This is a genomic window from Psychrobacter sp. MF31, from assembly GCF_012847335.1.
Classification (GTDB): Bacteria; Pseudomonadota; Gammaproteobacteria; order Pseudomonadales; family Moraxellaceae; genus Psychrobacter.
Window position 1 is genome coordinate 60,688 of the sequence record NZ_JABBDX010000009.1, and the last position, 16,303, is coordinate 76,990.

Genomic DNA, 16,303 nt, shown 5'->3' on the forward strand with positions numbered 1-16,303 from the left:
TACTTACTCAATGTTGGCAACGCTTAATTGAGCGTCAATAGCGCCTCGCCAATGGTATGAAATGAGCCGCAAACGACGATCAAATCCTCCGGACAACTTTGCTCAATGACCGCTTGCGTTGCCTGCTCCAAATTGCCAAAACTGTGGACGCGATGGGCGCTCAAAACCACTTGCAAATCTTCAAGGCTTGCCGCTCTTGGATGGTCAATCGGCGCAATAAACCACTCAGAAATAGGCAGCCCTGAGCTTGTCAACTCATCCACCACTTGCGTCATGTCTTTATCTGCCAGCATGGAAAATAGCAGCTTCATGCGAGCATTTGGATAAGTTTTTTCATGCTGCTGCCAAAGCGGAATCAGCTGCGTCAATAAAAACGCCACGCCTTGCTCATTATGGGCAACATCAAATAACCAATGCCGATTGGCAAGTTCGCGCTCATCAAAGCGCCCTGATAGCTTGACCGATCTTAAAGCCTTTGCAATTGCTTCACTTTCAATCTCAAGCGGACTTGCCAGCACCGCTGACAGCGCATTAGCGGCATTAATCAATGACAGCTTGGGCTTTGGTAGCTGCAAGGTAACGGCGGCATTGCTGTATTGCCAAGACCAATTGTCCAAGCTTTGATAGCTAAAATCGCTTTGGGCTTGATAGCAAGTCACGTGATGGCGGCTAATTTGATCAACAACGCTTTTGGGCATATTGCTGTCCCCAAAAATCAGCATGATATCATCGCGTAAAATTCCCGCTTTTTCAGCGCCAATGGCTTCAACGTTGTCACCAAGCCAATCAACATGATCAATACCAATGTTGGTGATGACCGCCAAATCAGGATCAATGATATTGACCACATCCAAGCGACCACCAAGACCAACCTCAAGCACCCAAACATCGCAATCATTTTCTGCAAAAATAAGCAGCGCAGCAAGCGTGGTCATTTCAAAAAAAGACAAGGTTAAATCGCAATCAAGCCGCGCCATCTCTACTTGATAAAAGGCATTGATTAGCGTCTCATCGCCTGCCATCTTCCCATCAATACGAACGCGCTCGTTAAACTCAAGCAAATGCGGCGATTGATAAAGCGCGGTTTTATAGCCAGCTTGTTGGCAAATCTCGGCAATGACCGCTGTGGTTGAGCCTTTGCCATTGGTTCCTGCTACCGTAAATACAAACGCATCATCTTTTGCCGATTGCAAAACGCCCAGTTTTTCGGCAACCGGAAGTACGCGCGACAGTCCCAAATCAATGGCAGAAACGTGAATTTGCTGCATATAATCAAGCCACTGGGTTAAGCTTGATTGCAAATTGGGCGCTTGAGTTGACAGCGCTTGCGGTGATGATGTGGTAACCATGAGCAATCCTAATTTAAAAAATCTGACAAAAAAAATGCAAAACAAAACCTTGAGCAAGTTTAGCCCAAAGTCGTTTAAAACCAAACTCCAAAATTAACAACCCAAAAAAATAGCACTTACCAAAAGGGCAAATGCTATTTTTTAAAACTTAAACTTAAAAACTAGAACTAAAAGCTTAAGCGTTAATATTTGGCTTATTGCTTAATTTTGCAAGCAATCGATAACTGGTATCAATCAATTGATGACGATGAACCACCTCATCAACCACGCCATGCTCAAGCAAAAATTCAGCGCGCTGGAAAGGCTCCTCTAACGTTTCGCGAACGGTTTGCTCAATCACGCGCTTTCCTGCAAAGCCAATCATGGCTTTAGGTTCAGCCAAATGGATGTCACCAAGCATGGCAAGCGATGCGGTCACGCCGCCATAAACGGGATTGGTTAACACGACCAAATAAGGCACGCCTGACAATCGCAATCGCTCAATCGCCGCGCCTGTTCTTGCCATTTGCATGAGTGACAATAACCCTTCTTGCATTCGCGCGCCGCCAGATGCCGCAAAGCAAACGAGCGGTTTGTTTTCATTGAGCGCTTTTTCTGCCGCTTGAACAAAACGGTCACCAACGACCGATCCCATCGAGCCGCCCATAAAGCGAAAATCAAACGCACAAGCAACCACGTCTAAATTGCGCAATTTGCCATACATGACAATAAGCGCTTCACTCTCGCCGGTTTTGGATTGAGCTTCGCTCATGCGCTTTGGATACGGCTTGCTGTCCACAAATTTAAGTGGGTCTTTTGCCACAAATTCTTGACCAAGCTCGCCTTCCACCTCATCTAAAAACCAGTTGAGACGCTCACGCGCCGTCATCGCTAAATGCTGGTCGCAATGCGGGCAAACATAGCTATTAAAAATAAGCGCGGTGTTGGTAGTGAGGGTGTGACAGCTTGGGCATTCTGTTGATGGCTCAGTGTCCACCGCCGTTAGCGGTGCCGACAAGCTTTGCTTAACACCAGGAACGGGTCGGTCAAACCAAAATGGGCTTGCCGCGTTGTTGTTTTCAGGAGCAATCGTTTGAGAGTCAGTCATAAATCATTATCCATAAATCACTATCGCCATGAGTCGTGACCAAGACGGCTTTGATAACGCCGTCTGGTGCGAGCAAAATAAAGGTTGCTACTATAAAAAAGTCAATGACCTTAGTTTACACACGTAAACTAAATTTAGCAAAGTGATTTATTGCCTCTTTGCAAGTTGCCATGTCGTCAAATTGGCGTTATTTTAAGCGCTCAATTCATCAAGGGCGGCGCGCAGCTCTGCCATTTTTGCCATGATTTTATCTTGAGCGCTTGCCACCGCCGCTTTATCATTGGCGTCAATATCGGCAAAGTTTTGTACCAAAGCGCTACCCACGATCACGCCATCGGCATGAGCGCCAATCGCTTTTGCAGACGCACCATCACGGATACCAAAGCCCACACAAACGGGCAAATTAGTTTCCGCTTTAATCGCTTGAACCTGAGTTGCTACCTCTGCTGTATCAAGGGCAGCTGAACCGGTCACGCCTTTGAGCGAAACATAATAAATGTAGCCACCGCAATGGCTGAGCACTTGGCGGCGGCGCTCAGGTAAGGTTGTTGGCGACAATAAAAAAATCTCATTGATCGCGCCGTCTTTTAAATGCTCAGTAAAGCTGCCCGCTTCACTTGGCGGCAAATCAACCATCAAAATCCCATCAACACCTGCAGCTTCGCATTTGGCAACAAAATTGTCATAGCCGATGATTTCAACCGGATTTAAATAACCCATTAAAATAATCGGCGTTGTCGTGTCGGTTTTACGAAATTCGGCAACCATTTCTAACGCATCGCGGGTGCTCGTCCCTGCGGCTAACGCGCGCTCAGCAGCTAAGGCAACGGTAGGACCGTCTGCCATCGGGTCAGAAAACGGTAAGCCAACTTCAATCATATCCGCGCCGTGCTTGACTAAGTCATGAAGCAAGCCGACGGTCGTTTCTGGATTGGGGTCGCCTGCCATAACGTAAGGAATTAAGGCTTTTTTATGTTGCGATTTTAGTTTTTCAAAAGTACTATCAATTCGGGTCATTGTCGATCTCATTTTTAATTTTTAACAATATGGATTTCAAGGTAAGCTTAAAGCGGCAATCAATATGATTAACCCCTTCAAGCCCATTTACCTATTTGCGCAAGTTGAAATTTGCGTAAGTTGGAAGATTAAAGCTCAATGCCTTCAGCTTTCATTACTGAGTGCAAGTCTTTATCACCGCGACCGGACAAGCAAACCACAATCGACTGCTCAGGGGTCATGGTTTTGGCAAGCTTTAACGCATAAGCCAGCGCATGCGAGGACTCAAGCGCTGGAATGATGCCCTCTTTTTTGGTGACTTCGTGGAAGCCTTGAAGCGCATCGATGTCAGTGCAGCCCACATACTCAACGCGGTTCATATCTTTTAAAAAGCTGTGCTCAGGTCCCACACCTGGATAATCAAGACCGGCTGAAATCGAATGGGTTTCTTGAATCTGACCATCATCATCTGCCATCAAATACGTGCGGTTGCCATGAAGTACGCCCACGCGACCGGCAGCAAGTGGCGCGGAATGGCGACCGGTTTCAATACCGTCACCGGTGGCTTCAACGCCATACATTTTGACATCTTTATCATTTAAAAAGTCAAAGAACAAGCCAATGGCATTGGAGCCGCCGCCGACACAAGCCACCAACGCATCCGGCAATTTCCCAGTTTTTTCTAAGTGCTGAATTCGCGCTTCACGACCAATGATCGCTTGAAAATCACGAACCAAAAGCGGATACGGATGTGGTCCTGCGACCGTGCCAATGATGTAATACGTGCTGTCCACATTGGTCACCCAATCGCGCATCGCCTCATTCATCGCATCTTTGAGCGTTCTTGACCCTGAGGTGACCGGAACCACTTTAGTGCCGAGCAAGCGCATGCGATAAACGTTCATTTTTTGGCGCTCAACGTCATCCGCGCCCATATAAACGACGCACTCAAGCCCCAAGCGCGCGGCGATCGTTGCAGTGGCAACGCCATGTTGACCGGCACCTGTTTCGGCAATGATACGTTTTTTACCGCACATTTTGGCAAGGAGCGCCTGACCGATGGTGTTATTCACCTTATGAGCGCCAGTGTGGTTTAAATCTTCACGTTTCAAATAAATCTGAGCGCCGCCGATTTCGTCACTTAAGCGCTTGGCATGATACAGCGGCGTTGGTCGACCCACGTAATTGACCAAATCATTGTGGTACTCTTCCCAAAATTTGGGATCATTTTTGACTTTAAAATACAGCGACTCAAGCTCTTCAAGCGCTGCCATTAAGGTTTCGGACACAAATCTGCCGCCATGAATACCAAAATGACCGCGAGCGTCGGGAAACTGGTTAAAATCGCTGACCGATGACGGATTGCTCACTGAATTTACAGATTTTGGATTGGACTTCGATTGGGCAACATCACTCATAACAATTCCTAAGCTAAAAAGGGAAAAAAGATTTAATAAAATAAGAAGGTGAAAACAAGGAAGGTGTCAGCACGTGAATGGATTAACCATTAATGCTGATTTATTATTAAGGTTGCCATCGGTCGCGCTTGACCGCTTTCATAAAGGCGCGCATTTTAGCCGCATCTTTTTTGCCTTTTTGGTGCTCAATACCGCCGCTGACATCCACGCCTGCAATCGTTAGAGTTAGCGTTTGTTCGACATTTTCAGGCGTCAATCCACCGGCTAAAATAATCGGCAACTCGCTGTCCTCAGGAATCAATTCCCAATCGAAGCGCTGACCTGTGCCGCCATATTGCGCTTCGTGATAAGCGTCTAAAATCACCCCGCTTGCGCCAGCATGGGCAAAGTCACGAATTTTTTGGGAAACTGAAGCTTTAGAATCTGCTTGCGAGTTGATCCGCAGCGCTTTAATCCAGCGCTTATTGACCGACTTTGCCAGCCGTTGACACTCGCTTGCGCTTTCATCGCCATGAAATTGAATCACATCAATGGCAACGTTTTGGCAGATTTGGTGCAACTCTTCGTTTGAAGCATTAACCACAAGCGCCACAATCGTGGTAAATGGCGGAATCATCGAGCTTAGCGATTTTGCAGTTTTAATATTGACGGCACGCGGGCTTAGCGGATAAAACACCAAACCAATGGCATCCGCGCCTGCCGCAACTGCCGCCTTGGCATCGCATTTTTGAGTAATTCCACAAAACTTCACTTGCATCTTGCGACCTGATACCGTTTTTATGATTTGGTTAAAATATTGATTAAATAGACAAGCATCGACTGATGCGTTGCTGTAAATCCTAACGCTTCTTGGCTGCGTGATTAGTGATGATTTGTTAACGCGATTTAAATCGCATTGCAACCAAAAAGTTATCCTAGCATACTTTTATTGATAGTTTTGCTTTCAATGAAAAAAAGGATTTATAAATGGCTAAATCGGCGCACAACGAGCTTAAAAATAATAACAATAAAAAAAATAACCACGATAATACCACCACTGAAGCAAAATCATTGCATTATCTCATCTGGTTTCGCCGCGATTTGCGACTTGAGGACAATACTGCCCTTGCTGCAATTTGTGAGCGGGCAAAGGAAGATAACGCCCGCGTGACCGCCGTTTTTGTTATGACCCCTGAGCAGTGGCAACAGCATGACCAATCGCTTTGCCAAACCGATCATCTTTTGCGGACGCTGCCGATCTTGGCAAAGGCGCTACAAGATCAGCTAAACATTTCGTTATTGGTCAGCGTTTGCCCCACGTTTAGCGACAGTATTGAGCATTTAACCGAGCTTTGTAAGTCGCAAAATATCCGTCTCGTTTTGGCAAATCATGAGTATGAAGGCAATGAAATCGCCCGCGACAATGCGCTTTTTCAAAAGCTTGCAGATAGTGATATCGAATTTGAGCGCTATCACGACCAGTGCATCCTGCCGCCCAATAGCGTTTGTAATGGGGATGGCAAAATGTACCAAATTTTTACCCCATTTTATAAAAAATGGCAAACTACGCTCGATATCAGCCCGATAGTTCTGCATAAGCCTGAGCGCGTTTCACAAAATCACGCTAAGCAAGGTCAATCGGATCACTATGGCAACTTAACTATTGATTTTAAAAGTGACATTCATGATATCCGCGAGCTTTGCGATAAGATTCTTAATGACTATCAAACCAAGTGGCAAAAAAAAGCGCCGCATATTGAGGCGGCTGCCCAACTTCACCAAAGCCGCCAAGATTATCCGGCAGGAGAAGCGGCTGCAAAAGCGCGGCTCAACGACTTTGTCAATGAAGACATCAAGCGCTATGATTCCGGTCGCGATATCCCAAGCCTTGATGCTACCAGTCGGCTGTCGGCATATTTAACTTTAGGGGTGATCAGCCCGCGAGCGTGTTATTTAACTGCCCAAGCACAATTGCAACAAGAAAAAAGCGCTAGTGACGACAAAAGTAACGATAAAAATGACAGCGACGATAACGACATCCGCCGCTGGCTGAGCGAGCTTGCTTGGCGCGATTTTTATCGCCATGTTTTAGTTGCCAGACCTGATCTTATTTACCATCACGCTTATAAAAAAGACATCGATGCCAAAATTAACTGGTCGTATGATGACAAAGACTTTGAAGCTTGGTGCCAAGGCAAAACGGGCGTTCCTCTCGTCGATGCAGCAATGAAAAGCTTGAACGCTACTGGATTTATGCATAATCGTCTGCGAATGGTGACAGCGATGTTTTTAACCAAAGACTTGCTGATCGATTGGCGCTTGGGTGAGCGCTACTTTATGCAGCAATTAATTGATGGCGATTTTGCGTCCAACAACGGCGGCTGGCAGTGGAGCGCCTCAACGGGGAACGATTCTGCGCCTTATTTTCGGATTTTAAACCCGTTTGGTCAGGCAAAAAGCCATGATTCGCAAGCGATATTTATCAAATCTTGGCTTCCTGAATTAAGCGAGGTTCCAGCAAGCATTTTAAATAGCGAAGCAAAGCTAAATCAAGCGCTTGCTACAGGCGGCAAATTTGCTAAAACTGACTATCCTTTGCCCATGGTTGAGCATAAACTTGCCCGCGATTACGCCATTCAGCAGTTTAAAAAACCGTCTTAAAGGGCAACTTTGTTATTAAGCTTGAGGGCGCGGTTACTTGCTATGATATTGCTGATCTAACTCGACCAAATGATTGATCGCTTTATTCATCCCATGCATAATTTGACCAAGGAGCACTTGCTGTTTGGTGACCACGATCGCAATCATTGGCTGGTGATTGTTTGGCACAGCGCTGATCATAATTTTGCCGTCTTGAGCGTCCAAAATCACGGATCGGCAACCGGTCAATTGCGCCTCGTTTGTTAGCGCTTGAACCAGCGCTAAAATTGAGCTGCCAACGGCAGAGAGCTTACCGCCATCATAATCTTTTTGAAAAATGGAGCTGACCTCAAAACCATCGGTGGTTGCAAGCAGCACGCCATCGATGCCGCTTGTAGCGTGGATCAGCTCGTGAAGCACCTCTTTTGCCGCCACCAAGTAAGCTTCGGCAGGCTTGACGCGATTGGACTGGGATTCAAACAACGCATTCATAGGGCATTTCTCATCATTGATAATTTATTTTGATAAAGATGATAGGTTAGCCTTGCTCAAGGGCAGTGATGATGGTCTCAACCAGCAGCAAAACGTCATCTTTATGACGCAAATCGACCGGAAAAATCGGCAGATTGCGGTTGTTTTCCAAAAGCCAGTTGCGATAAATCTCAAACGGTCGCTTTGGCAATCGATCCACTTGACTGACGCCCACGATAATGCGACCTTGATAAATCTTATCAAACGTCGCCAAATAGCGCGCCAAGTCCTGAACGGGATCTGCCGCTGAATGATCAATCAAAATAATCACCCCAAGCGCGCCTTGCGATAAAATTGGCCAAATAAAGCTAAAGCGCTCTTGACCTGGCGTCCCATAAAGCCCGATGCTTGTGCCTTCATCCAAAATCAGCTCGCCATAATCCATGCCAACGGTGGTCAGCGCTTTGGTATGGGCGTCCAAATCAGTGTTTAGCACCTCTGTTGACACCACATCGATGTCCGACAGACTGGCGATGGCTTGAGTTTTTCCCGCGCCCATAGGACCACTAAAGACGATTTTTAGACGCTGCATAAGGCAATCACCTTGATTTTAACCATTAACAAAGGGTTTTATTTTAACCCAAAAAAAGTTTATTTTTACTTATAATTTGGCGCTAGCTTAACACGCTTGCCAAAATGCAACTGACCGCGATGAGTAAAAACAAATAGCGACCTACCCAAATATTGGCTAAAAACGCTTGAAAACACGCTTTTGGCTGCTGAGTTAAACAGCGCTTATTTTGCTTGGCAAACATCATGGCAACCGGCGCTAATCCCAAAACTGGCAGCAAACCAAGCTTGGTTGGCGCAAAATAATGCCAAAGGGTCACGCCCATCATCAGCAAAAACAGTGATTGCAGCAGCGCAATTATTTTAACGTCATAGCGACCAAACAATATCGCGGTGGATTTGACGCCGATTTTTAAATCGTCGGCGCGATCCGCCATCGCGTACTGGGTGTCATAAGCCACCGTCCAGCACATATACGCCAAAAATAGCAGCCAACACCAAATATCGGTCGCGCCCAAAATCGCTACAAACGCCATCGGAATTGCCCAACCAAAAGCCGCGGCTAAAAATACTTGCGGCAAATGGGTAAAGCGCTTCATAAATGGATAAATAAATGCCAAAACCACCGCAGCAAGTGACCAATAAAACACCGAAATTGGCAAAAACAGCAGCAAACTTGCGCTCAAAATCACCAAAACCAAAAACGCTGCAACGGCTTCACGAGCTGTAAGTCTGCCATCGGCAAGCGGTCGACCTTTGGTTCGAGAAACATAACCATCAACGCGCCTGTCAGCAAAATCATTAATCGCGCAGCCTGCCGCCCGCATTAAAATTGCCCCAAGCGCAAAAATGCCAAACACTTGAGCGTTTGGCAGCGCCGCCGTTTCACCCAAATTTTGTGCCGCGCTCATTGCCGCCAGCATCACGCCCCAAAGCGTTGGCCAAAGCAGCAGCTCAATGCCGACCGGCTTATCAAAACGGGTCAGCTGTAAATAGGCAAAAAACTTATCTTTCAAGGTTAAGGTCATTATGTTACTGCTATTTTTTATCAATATTTGAGACATTAAGCGATTGCCATAATTGGCTAGCTTCAACCAAACTTAGCTCTGGATAATGTTGTCTAAGCGCTTTAATGGCTTCGACTTTACTTTTATTTTGTGCCATCTGATCTTTTAAAAATGCAAGCTGCTCAGTTGGGTCGCGCTTTAATAGCAAGCTGGCTTTCAGCTTTTTATTTTCAATCCGCAGCGCAATGTTCATCAGCAACAGCGCCACGACAAAGACCCAAATTATTAGTGTTCCCATCACTTTCCCCCAACTCAAGCAATGCTTATCTTAGCATACAAAATAAGCATCAAAGCGCACGGCATCATTTTGCCAAGAGTCATCAGGGGTCATTTTTGCTAAAAATGGCGCTTGTTTGGGGCGTTTGACGATAACGCGGCGCGTTTTATCGGCGTTATTTATTGCCAATAAGCCTTTAGCTTTTGCTAACAGCTCACTTTCCTCAGCAAGCGTTGGTATTTGCGCGATATGATGCAGCGCTTGCATGCGTTTATTGACCTGAGCCCCGCGACCAGATTTTGAATCCAAATAACTGTCTTCTGGAAACATCGGGTCTAAATAAACGACGTCAAAGTCGGCTTTATTGTTTGCATTTTGTTGATGTTGACTTTGATAAAAATTTTGCAAATCCATGCCATAAATTTGCAACCGCGCCAGCAGTTTTTGCCAGTTTTTCTCATGACTCATTCGAAATTGTTCAGCAATCAGTAAAAGCACCATGATCGGCAGTTTTTCAAGTAAGGTGACGCAAGCGCCGCTACTGGCTAAAATCAGCGCGTCATGACCAAATCCTGCGGTGGCGTCCAAAACGTGGCTGCTACTGGTAATCTTTGCTGCTTGCAATACTAGCTCCGATTTTCGGCCTGCCGTTACTACCCGCTTTTGCAATTTATCCCAACTTGGCGTCACCTCCCCTTGCGGCGTCAGCCAAGTCAGTTTATTGGCTTTATCCAGCCATAACTGCGGCGTCTTAAAATCAATTGCCAATTGCTGCTTTTGTGAGGGCTTTTTTTGTATTTTTTTCAGCACAAAGTGAATGGGCAATTGATGCTTAGCAATTGCGATTATCAGCGCGTCAATATATGCTTTTTGACCCTCATCAGCATAGTTGAGCAAAAATTCTGCGGGTGCGGTCATCTATTTATCCTGCCATTTGATAGCCAAAACCCCAAGCAGCGATCAAAACGATAATTCCGGTGATGATTCGTAGCCAAGCGAAAATCTTAAAGTCGCGGCGGCTCACCCAAGCCACAAGCAGTCGAATACAAAGTAGCGCCACCACAAATGATACCACCGTTCCAATGCCTAAAATTGACCAATCTTCAGAGGTTTGCATGACATCACCATGCTTGAGTAAATCAAGGAGCGCCGCGCCAATAATCACCGGAATCCCTAAGAAAAAAGAAAACTCCGCCGAGGCTTTTCGCGATACGCCAAGCCAAAGTGCACCGACAATCGTCGCCCCTGATCGCGATGTCCCCGGAATCAGCGCCAAACATTGAATCAAACCGATAAGCAGCGCCGTTTTAAAATTAACATCTTCGGCTTCTTCGGCAATGATTTTTTTGGGGCGATTTTCTACATAAAAAATCAATAAGCCGCCAACAATCAGCATGATCGCCACAATCACCGGATGGAATAAATACAGCTTGATTTCATCGGCAAAGGTAAAGCCGACCAGCATCACCGGAATGGTGGCGATAATCAAGCTCAATCCCAATTGGCGCGGATTGCTCATGCCTTCTGCTTTGCCAGTGAGCAGTCCTGTCAGCGCATGCCAAAGCCTGCCCCAATAGTCGTAAATGACCGCCAAAATTGCGCCCAATTGCACCACCACCACGAACAAATCGACCTTTTCTTTCGTCCAAAAGCGCATCAAATCGGCGGATAAAATCAGATATCCGGTGCTTGAAATGGGCAAAAACTCCGTAATACCCTCAACAATTCCCATGATGACGGCTTTGATTAGTAGCAAAATATCCACGATAAGTGTCCTAAAACAGCGCTCAAGCTGTAGTATTTATGGTTGGCTAAAAAAATGACGAGGTAAAAATGAATAAAAAATAGCCGCAATTACCGACTGTTATGGCATTAAGCTTTGCCCTGCTCTTTTAAGGTTTTCCAAGCGTGATTGCGAAGGTAGTTTGGCAAGGCAAGCTCGGCGTTAACACCGCCTGTTGCCATGAATTTTGCAGCGCCCAATTTAGCAATGATGACAGCGTCAGGATTAATTTCGGCAAAAATGGCTTGATCAGGATGTAACGCTAAAAACGGCGCGCCATTACCACAAAGGGGAAAGTTAAGCGCAGTTTTAGCCTCATAATCTAAAAGCCGCTCACCGCTACTATCAAATAGCTTAGACGCCTCGGAAGCCCAATCGTTGGCAAGGTTCGGTGCCATAATTTGACTTTTGCGCTCTAACTGATACTCACCAAAATAAACCTGCTGCATCCGCGCATCAAGGGCACTATAAAGGTGGGTGATGCCAAACTGCTCAAAAGCGCTTTGGGCAATCGCTTGCAAGCTTGAGACGCCAACACAAGGCAAATCATGAGCAACTGCCAGTGCTTGGGTGACCGCCGTATTGATGCGAATACCGCTAAAAGCGCCGGGACCTTGATTAAAAATCAGCGCTGACATTTGCGCTAAAGTTAAGCCGGCTTGATGTAAACTGGCCTCAATCATCGGTAAGATTTGTTGGGATTGCTGGCGTTTTCCTGTGATGGTGGACGCGGCTAATATATTTTGCTTGTCATCAATAATCGCCACCGAACATTGGTCAAATACGGTTTCCATTGCCAAAAAATTCATACGTAATGCCCAAATCCCAACTGAAAAAGAGCGCTTATCATAGCATTTTGACCGGTTTTTGGTGATAGAATTCTACAATTTTCACAGTTTATTCATAACCAAAAGTTTAAAGATTTCTGGAAGCTACTAAGCATATTTTTAAATAGGTTTATCTTTAATTCCCCATGCTTTATAATGATTTGCTATTGTTTACTGTAATTAACAAGCAAGCTTAGGAGCGTTTGACAACATATTGATTCTTTGTCAAACCCACCCACTTGCCGGAGCGCCTCATGCATCATCACGTTTTATTCGACGATGGCCACCATAAATGCGTGGCTTTTTCTATGCCCCACGACGAGGAGAGCGTCCCGTCCAATCAGTTTTTGATTATTGATGGCAATGAGGCAGCAGTGATTGATCCAGGTGGCGACTTGACCTTTACCCCCTTGACCATGAATATTGTCAAGCACACGCGCCTGAACAACATCCGCTACGTCATTGGCTCGCACCAAGACCCCGATATTATCGCCTCGATGCCGCGCTGGCTGATTCATGTGGAGCAAGCTCACTTGTTGATTCCCAAAATTTGGGAGCGCTTTTTGCCACATTATAATTCGGCATTTACCAAAGGTCGGCTCAAACAAAGCTTGGCTGAGCGCTTGATTACGATGCCAGATGGCGGCGGTTTTTATCCGCTTGGCAAAAGTGGCATTGTGGCAATTCCGGCGCACTTTTTGCACTCGGTGGGTAATTTTCAGTTTTATGACCCGATCAGCAAGATTTTATTTTCAGGGGATATGGGCGCCTCTCTCGTTGGCGATTCAGGGGTTGCGGTTAGCAATTTTCAGGATCATATCAGCAAAATGGAAGGCTTTCATCGCCGCTATATGCCAAGTAAAAAAGCCACTCGGATGTGGGCAGATGCCGTTCGCGATTTGGACGTATCGATGATGGTGCCGCAGCACGGTTGCCGGTTGGAAGGCGATGCGGTTTATCAGCAGTTTTTAGACTGGATCAGCCAGCTTGATTGCGGTATTGACTTATTTACTGAGCAAAATTATCAATTTAAGCAGTTTTTACCTAAAGCTGAAGCGCTTTAAACTACTTTATTCAGCACTAAAAAAAGCCCCAAATTAATTTCGGGGCTTTTTATTTTTAAAAATATGAATTAAAAACGGGTTTTAAACTTTTTGGGCGCTTGATTTTGGAGCGTTTGCATTTGTTTTTTTATTTCATCACTGCTTGGCAAATTGTTAGGATCAAGTCCCATTTGTTTGGCAAGCTGAGCTTGATTGACATCTTTCATGCCGCCTGCAGCTTTGTTGCCACCAAATAAAGGGCCACCGCCACCTGTTGCACCGCCTGCTAAACCTTGCATCGCTTTCATCATTTTGCTGATGCCTTCAGGCTTTGAAATCATTTTCATCATTTTTGCCATTTGCTTGTGCTGTTTGAGCAAACGGTTGACGTCTTGGATTTCGCGACCGGATCCGGCAGCAATTCGGCGCTTTCGGCTTGGGTTGATTTTGTCCGGGTTTCGGCGCTCAAATGGGGTCATAGAATTAATCAAGGCTTCCATTTCACGAACCTTTTCTTCAGGTTTGGCTTCCTCAACTGCCTTTTGAATGTCTGAGCCGCCCATTCCGGGCATTTTATCCAAAAATCCTGCCATGCCGCCCATATTCTTCATTTGCTGAAATTGAGTGAGCAAGTCCTCAAGGTCAAACTCGCCGCCCTTTTGCATTTTTTGAGCCATTTTTTCCGCTTTTTCGCGGTCAATTTTTTGCTCAACTTCTTCAACTAAGCTTAATACGTCGCCCATGCCAAGGATGCGCTGGGCAATTCGCTCAGGGTGGAACACATCAAGCGCATCAAGCTTTTCGCCGCGACCCAAAAACTTAATGGGCTTTCCAGTAATTGCTCGAACGGACAACGCCGCGCCGCCGCGAGCATCACCATCGGTTTTGGTCAAAATCACGCCAGTTAATGGCAGCGCATCGTTAAATGCTTTGGCGGTATTTGCCGCATCTTGACCGGTCATTGAATCAACAACAAACAGCGTTTCAGAGGGGTTGACCGCTGCCGTTAACGCTTTGATTTCATCCATCATGACATCATCAATGTGCAAGCGACCGGCAGTATCAATAATCAAAATATCTTGATATTGAATTTTGGCTTCTTCAATGGCGCGGCGAGCAATATCAATCGGGTTTTCATCCACGCTTGAGGGCACAAATTTGGCGTTAACTTGACCTGCGACTTGCTCAAGCTGGGCGATGGCGGCAGGACGATAAACGTCAGCGGACACCAGCATGACTTTTTTCTTTTGGCGCTCTTGTAGATATTTGGCAAGCTTACCGGCAGTGGTGGTTTTCCCTGCACCTTGAAGCCCTGCCAGCAAATAAACCACGGGCGGCTTTCCGGTCATTTCAAGCGCTTGGTTGGCGCTTCCCATCATTTCAGTCAGCTCATCGTGGACGATTTTAACGAACGCTTGACCAGGGGCAAGCTCTTTGAGCACCTCAGCGCCAAGCGCTTGATCTTTGACGCGCTTCACAAAATCGCGGGTGACCGGAAGCGCCACGTCCGCCTCAAGCAGCGCCATTCGCACCTCGCGCAGGGTGTCTTTGATGTTGTCTTCCGTCAGCTGGCTTGTGCCGACGATGTTGCGAAGACTTGAGGATAGACGTTCGGTTAAAGTATCAAACATATTAGGATCTCTTTAATTTTAATGACGATATTATACGATAATTGGTGGCTTAAAAGCCTTAAAAACGATTGAAATCAGTAAATTGACATCGGATCAGGCGCAATAATTAGACTTTTAAAAAGTTAATTGATAGCAATATCAAACGATCGCCTAGTTTTTCAAAAGAATAATAACAATGACTCTCAATTGACTGCTATTTTATGCTAAATTGAGACATTATTCTAATCATACCATTTAGGATTGATAAGACCGCCGTTTTTATCAGTCAAATGGTTGCAGTTTATGGTTGAGGATTTGCCTGTGCTTGTGGCATTTTTAATAGCAGTCGTGGCTTATATTGCCGTCAGTGGCTACATTTTATGGTCGCTTATGACGGATGCGCCCATTAATAAAAGCATCAGTGTGGCGCTCTTAACCACAGCACTGCTTGGACATGCGGTAGCGCTTTATCCGCATATTTTTACGCTTTATGGGCTTAATTTTAACTTATTTAATGTGCTAAGTTTAATCAGCCTGTTGTTTGTATTTTTTTATGTGTTATTTAGCTTATATCGACCGATTTTAAGCTTGGGAATTTTGGCAGCACCGACCGGACTTGCTGGCGCCACTTTAGGATTTGTTAGTCGCGCGCCTTATCGACCGCTGACTGAGGTCAGTCTAGGACTTGAAGCTCATATTTTGCTGTCGTTTGCCGCTTACTGCGTATTACTCATGGCAGCGGTTCAAGCGCTGTTTTTACGATTACAAATTCGTGAGTTAAAACATCAAAGTATCCATCGCTTTTGGGTGAATAAGTTGCCCTCCTTACAAAGTATGGAAAGCCTGCTTTTTGACATGATTTTGATGGGATTTGTGCTGCTAAGCCTCGCGCTTGGTCTTGGCTTTATTTATGTTCAAGATTTGATGGCGCAGCATATTGCTCATAAAACGGTATTTAGTATGCTGTCTTGGCTGCTTTTTGGAGCGCTGCTTTTAGGGCATTGGCGGCTGGGCTGGCGCGGAAAACGGGCAGCAAATATTACTATTTATGCGTTTATCTTATTGGCAATGGGCTTTGTAGGCAGTAAATTTGTGCTTGAGATGGTGATTTGATTAGGGCGTGTTTTCAATTCATCTTACAATGAACGATAGTACACGCCAGATAAAGCATTGACTTAAAATTACGAGCTAACTTCTCATAACGAGTAGCGATACTACGAAAATGTTTGAGCCTTGCAAACATATT

The 16,303-nt window shown here is 45.7% G+C and carries 16 protein-coding genes and 1 pseudogene; 3 read left to right on the forward strand and 14 right to left on the reverse strand.

The annotated features are described in order from the left end of the window. Positions 1-23: 23 nt before the first annotated feature. From folC to HF322_RS10915, 5 genes are all read right to left on the reverse strand, one after another. Positions 24-1,349 (reverse strand): bifunctional tetrahydrofolate synthase/dihydrofolate synthase, encoded by a 1,326-nt coding sequence (gene folC, locus HF322_RS10895; protein ID WP_169393484.1) that lies wholly within the window; start codon positions 1,347-1,349, stop codon positions 24-26. 175 nt (positions 1,350-1,524) lie between these two features. Further along, complete coding sequence (gene accD, locus HF322_RS10900; protein ID WP_169393486.1) at positions 1,525-2,436, reverse strand: acetyl-CoA carboxylase, carboxyltransferase subunit beta; 912 nt, start codon at positions 2,434-2,436, stop codon at positions 1,525-1,527. Positions 2,437-2,628: 192 nt separating this feature from the next. Continuing rightward, complete coding sequence (gene trpA, locus HF322_RS10905) at positions 2,629-3,453, reverse strand: tryptophan synthase subunit alpha (protein ID WP_169393488.1); 825 nt, start codon at positions 3,451-3,453, stop codon at positions 2,629-2,631. Positions 3,454-3,581: 128 nt separating this feature from the next. Further along, positions 3,582-4,850: a tryptophan synthase subunit beta gene (gene trpB / locus HF322_RS10910; protein ID WP_219848220.1), complete on the reverse strand. Its 1,269-nt coding sequence runs from the start codon at positions 4,848-4,850 to the stop codon at positions 3,582-3,584. Between the two features lie 106 nt (positions 4,851-4,956). Then, entirely contained in the window at positions 4,957-5,607 is a 651-nt protein-coding gene (locus tag HF322_RS10915; RefSeq protein WP_169393490.1) for a phosphoribosylanthranilate isomerase, read from the reverse strand. A 209-nt stretch (positions 5,608-5,816) separates the two neighbouring features. Between HF322_RS10915 and HF322_RS10920 the strand changes: the two genes are divergently transcribed. Beyond that, positions 5,817-7,490 (forward strand): deoxyribodipyrimidine photo-lyase, encoded by a 1,674-nt coding sequence (locus HF322_RS10920; protein ID WP_169393491.1) that lies wholly within the window; start codon positions 5,817-5,819, stop codon positions 7,488-7,490. Positions 7,491-7,523: 33 nt separating this feature from the next. Here the strand turns inward: HF322_RS10920 and HF322_RS10925 are convergent, their stop codons facing one another. The 7 genes from HF322_RS10925 to tsaB all read right to left on the reverse strand — a co-directional run bounded on the left by HF322_RS10925 (position 7,524) and on the right by tsaB (position 12,386). Further along, positions 7,524-7,961, reverse strand: a complete 438-nt coding sequence (locus tag HF322_RS10925; protein ID WP_169393493.1) for a roadblock/LC7 domain-containing protein — start codon at positions 7,959-7,961, stop codon at positions 7,524-7,526. A 46-nt stretch (positions 7,962-8,007) separates the two neighbouring features. Then, positions 8,008-8,532, reverse strand: a complete 525-nt coding sequence (locus tag HF322_RS10930) for an ATP/GTP-binding protein (protein ID WP_169393495.1) — start codon at positions 8,530-8,532, stop codon at positions 8,008-8,010. Positions 8,533-8,614: 82 nt separating this feature from the next. Beyond that, positions 8,615-9,538: a 4-hydroxybenzoate octaprenyltransferase gene (ubiA, locus tag HF322_RS10935; protein ID WP_169393497.1), complete on the reverse strand. Its 924-nt coding sequence runs from the start codon at positions 9,536-9,538 to the stop codon at positions 8,615-8,617. A 10-nt stretch (positions 9,539-9,548) separates the two neighbouring features. Next, complete coding sequence (locus tag HF322_RS10940) at positions 9,549-9,815, reverse strand: hypothetical protein (protein WP_169393499.1); 267 nt, start codon at positions 9,813-9,815, stop codon at positions 9,549-9,551. A gap of 30 nt (positions 9,816-9,845) precedes the next feature. Beyond that, positions 9,846-10,712: a class I SAM-dependent methyltransferase gene (locus tag HF322_RS10945; protein ID WP_169393501.1), complete on the reverse strand. Its 867-nt coding sequence runs from the start codon at positions 10,710-10,712 to the stop codon at positions 9,846-9,848. Between the two features lie 4 nt (positions 10,713-10,716). Next, positions 10,717-11,559 (reverse strand): undecaprenyl-diphosphate phosphatase, encoded by an 843-nt coding sequence (locus HF322_RS10950; RefSeq protein ID WP_169393502.1) that lies wholly within the window; start codon positions 11,557-11,559, stop codon positions 10,717-10,719. Positions 11,560-11,666: 107 nt separating this feature from the next. Then, positions 11,667-12,386: a tRNA (adenosine(37)-N6)-threonylcarbamoyltransferase complex dimerization subunit type 1 TsaB gene (gene tsaB / locus HF322_RS10955; protein ID WP_169393503.1), complete on the reverse strand. Its 720-nt coding sequence runs from the start codon at positions 12,384-12,386 to the stop codon at positions 11,667-11,669. A 272-nt stretch (positions 12,387-12,658) separates the two neighbouring features. On the opposite strand from tsaB, the gene HF322_RS10960 reads away from it, so the two are divergent. Then, positions 12,659-13,468, forward strand: coding sequence for an MBL fold metallo-hydrolase (locus HF322_RS10960; protein WP_169393505.1), 810 nt, complete (start codon positions 12,659-12,661; stop codon positions 13,466-13,468). A 68-nt stretch (positions 13,469-13,536) separates the two neighbouring features. Here the strand turns inward: HF322_RS10960 and ffh are convergent, their stop codons facing one another. Further along, positions 13,537-15,078, reverse strand: a complete 1,542-nt coding sequence (gene ffh / locus HF322_RS10965; protein WP_169393507.1) for a signal recognition particle protein — start codon at positions 15,076-15,078, stop codon at positions 13,537-13,539. A gap of 282 nt (positions 15,079-15,360) precedes the next feature. Between ffh and HF322_RS10970 the strand changes: the two genes are divergently transcribed. Then, positions 15,361-16,170 (forward strand): inner membrane protein YpjD, encoded by an 810-nt coding sequence (locus HF322_RS10970; RefSeq protein ID WP_169393508.1) that lies wholly within the window; start codon positions 15,361-15,363, stop codon positions 16,168-16,170. A gap of 13 nt (positions 16,171-16,183) precedes the next feature. Here the strand turns inward: HF322_RS10970 and HF322_RS10975 are convergent. Further along, positions 16,184-16,303: pseudogene (locus HF322_RS10975) on the reverse strand (IS5/IS1182 family transposase); the annotation flags it as partial.

Excerpts from the sequence above, each read along its gene's own strand:
- HF322_RS10960 (WP_169393505.1), top strand. The coding sequence starts at position 12,659 with ATGCATCATCACGTTTTATTCGACGATGGCCACCATAAATGCGTGGCT.
- HF322_RS10930 (WP_169393495.1), bottom strand. The coding sequence starts at position 8,532 with ATGCAGCGTCTAAAAATCGTCTTTAGTGGTCCTATGGGCGCGGGAAAA.
- ffh (WP_169393507.1), bottom strand. The coding sequence starts at position 15,078 with ATGTTTGATACTTTAACCGAACGTCTATCCTCAAGTCTTCGCAACATC.
- HF322_RS10940 (WP_169393499.1), bottom strand. The coding sequence starts at position 9,815 with ATGGGAACACTAATAATTTGGGTCTTTGTCGTGGCGCTGTTGCTGATG.
- HF322_RS10915 (WP_169393490.1), bottom strand. The coding sequence starts at position 5,607 with ATGCAAGTGAAGTTTTGTGGAATTACTCAAAAATGCGATGCCAAGGCG.
- folC (WP_169393484.1), bottom strand. The coding sequence starts at position 1,349 with ATGGTTACCACATCATCACCGCAAGCGCTGTCAACTCAAGCGCCCAAT.
- HF322_RS10945 (WP_169393501.1), bottom strand. The coding sequence starts at position 10,712 with ATGACCGCACCCGCAGAATTTTTGCTCAACTATGCTGATGAGGGTCAA.
- HF322_RS10925 (WP_169393493.1), bottom strand. The coding sequence starts at position 7,961 with ATGAATGCGTTGTTTGAATCCCAGTCCAATCGCGTCAAGCCTGCCGAA.
- HF322_RS10970 (WP_169393508.1), top strand. The coding sequence starts at position 15,361 with ATGGTTGAGGATTTGCCTGTGCTTGTGGCATTTTTAATAGCAGTCGTG.
- ubiA (WP_169393497.1), bottom strand. The coding sequence starts at position 9,538 with ATGACCTTAACCTTGAAAGATAAGTTTTTTGCCTATTTACAGCTGACC.
- tsaB (WP_169393503.1), bottom strand. The coding sequence starts at position 12,386 with ATGAATTTTTTGGCAATGGAAACCGTATTTGACCAATGTTCGGTGGCG.
- trpA (WP_169393488.1), bottom strand. The coding sequence starts at position 3,453 with ATGACCCGAATTGATAGTACTTTTGAAAAACTAAAATCGCAACATAAA.
- trpB (WP_219848220.1), bottom strand. The coding sequence starts at position 4,850 with ATGAGTGATGTTGCCCAATCGAAGTCCAATCCAAAATCTGTAAATTCA.
- HF322_RS10920 (WP_169393491.1), top strand. The coding sequence starts at position 5,817 with ATGGCTAAATCGGCGCACAACGAGCTTAAAAATAATAACAATAAAAAA.
- accD (WP_169393486.1), bottom strand. The coding sequence starts at position 2,436 with ATGACTGACTCTCAAACGATTGCTCCTGAAAACAACAACGCGGCAAGC.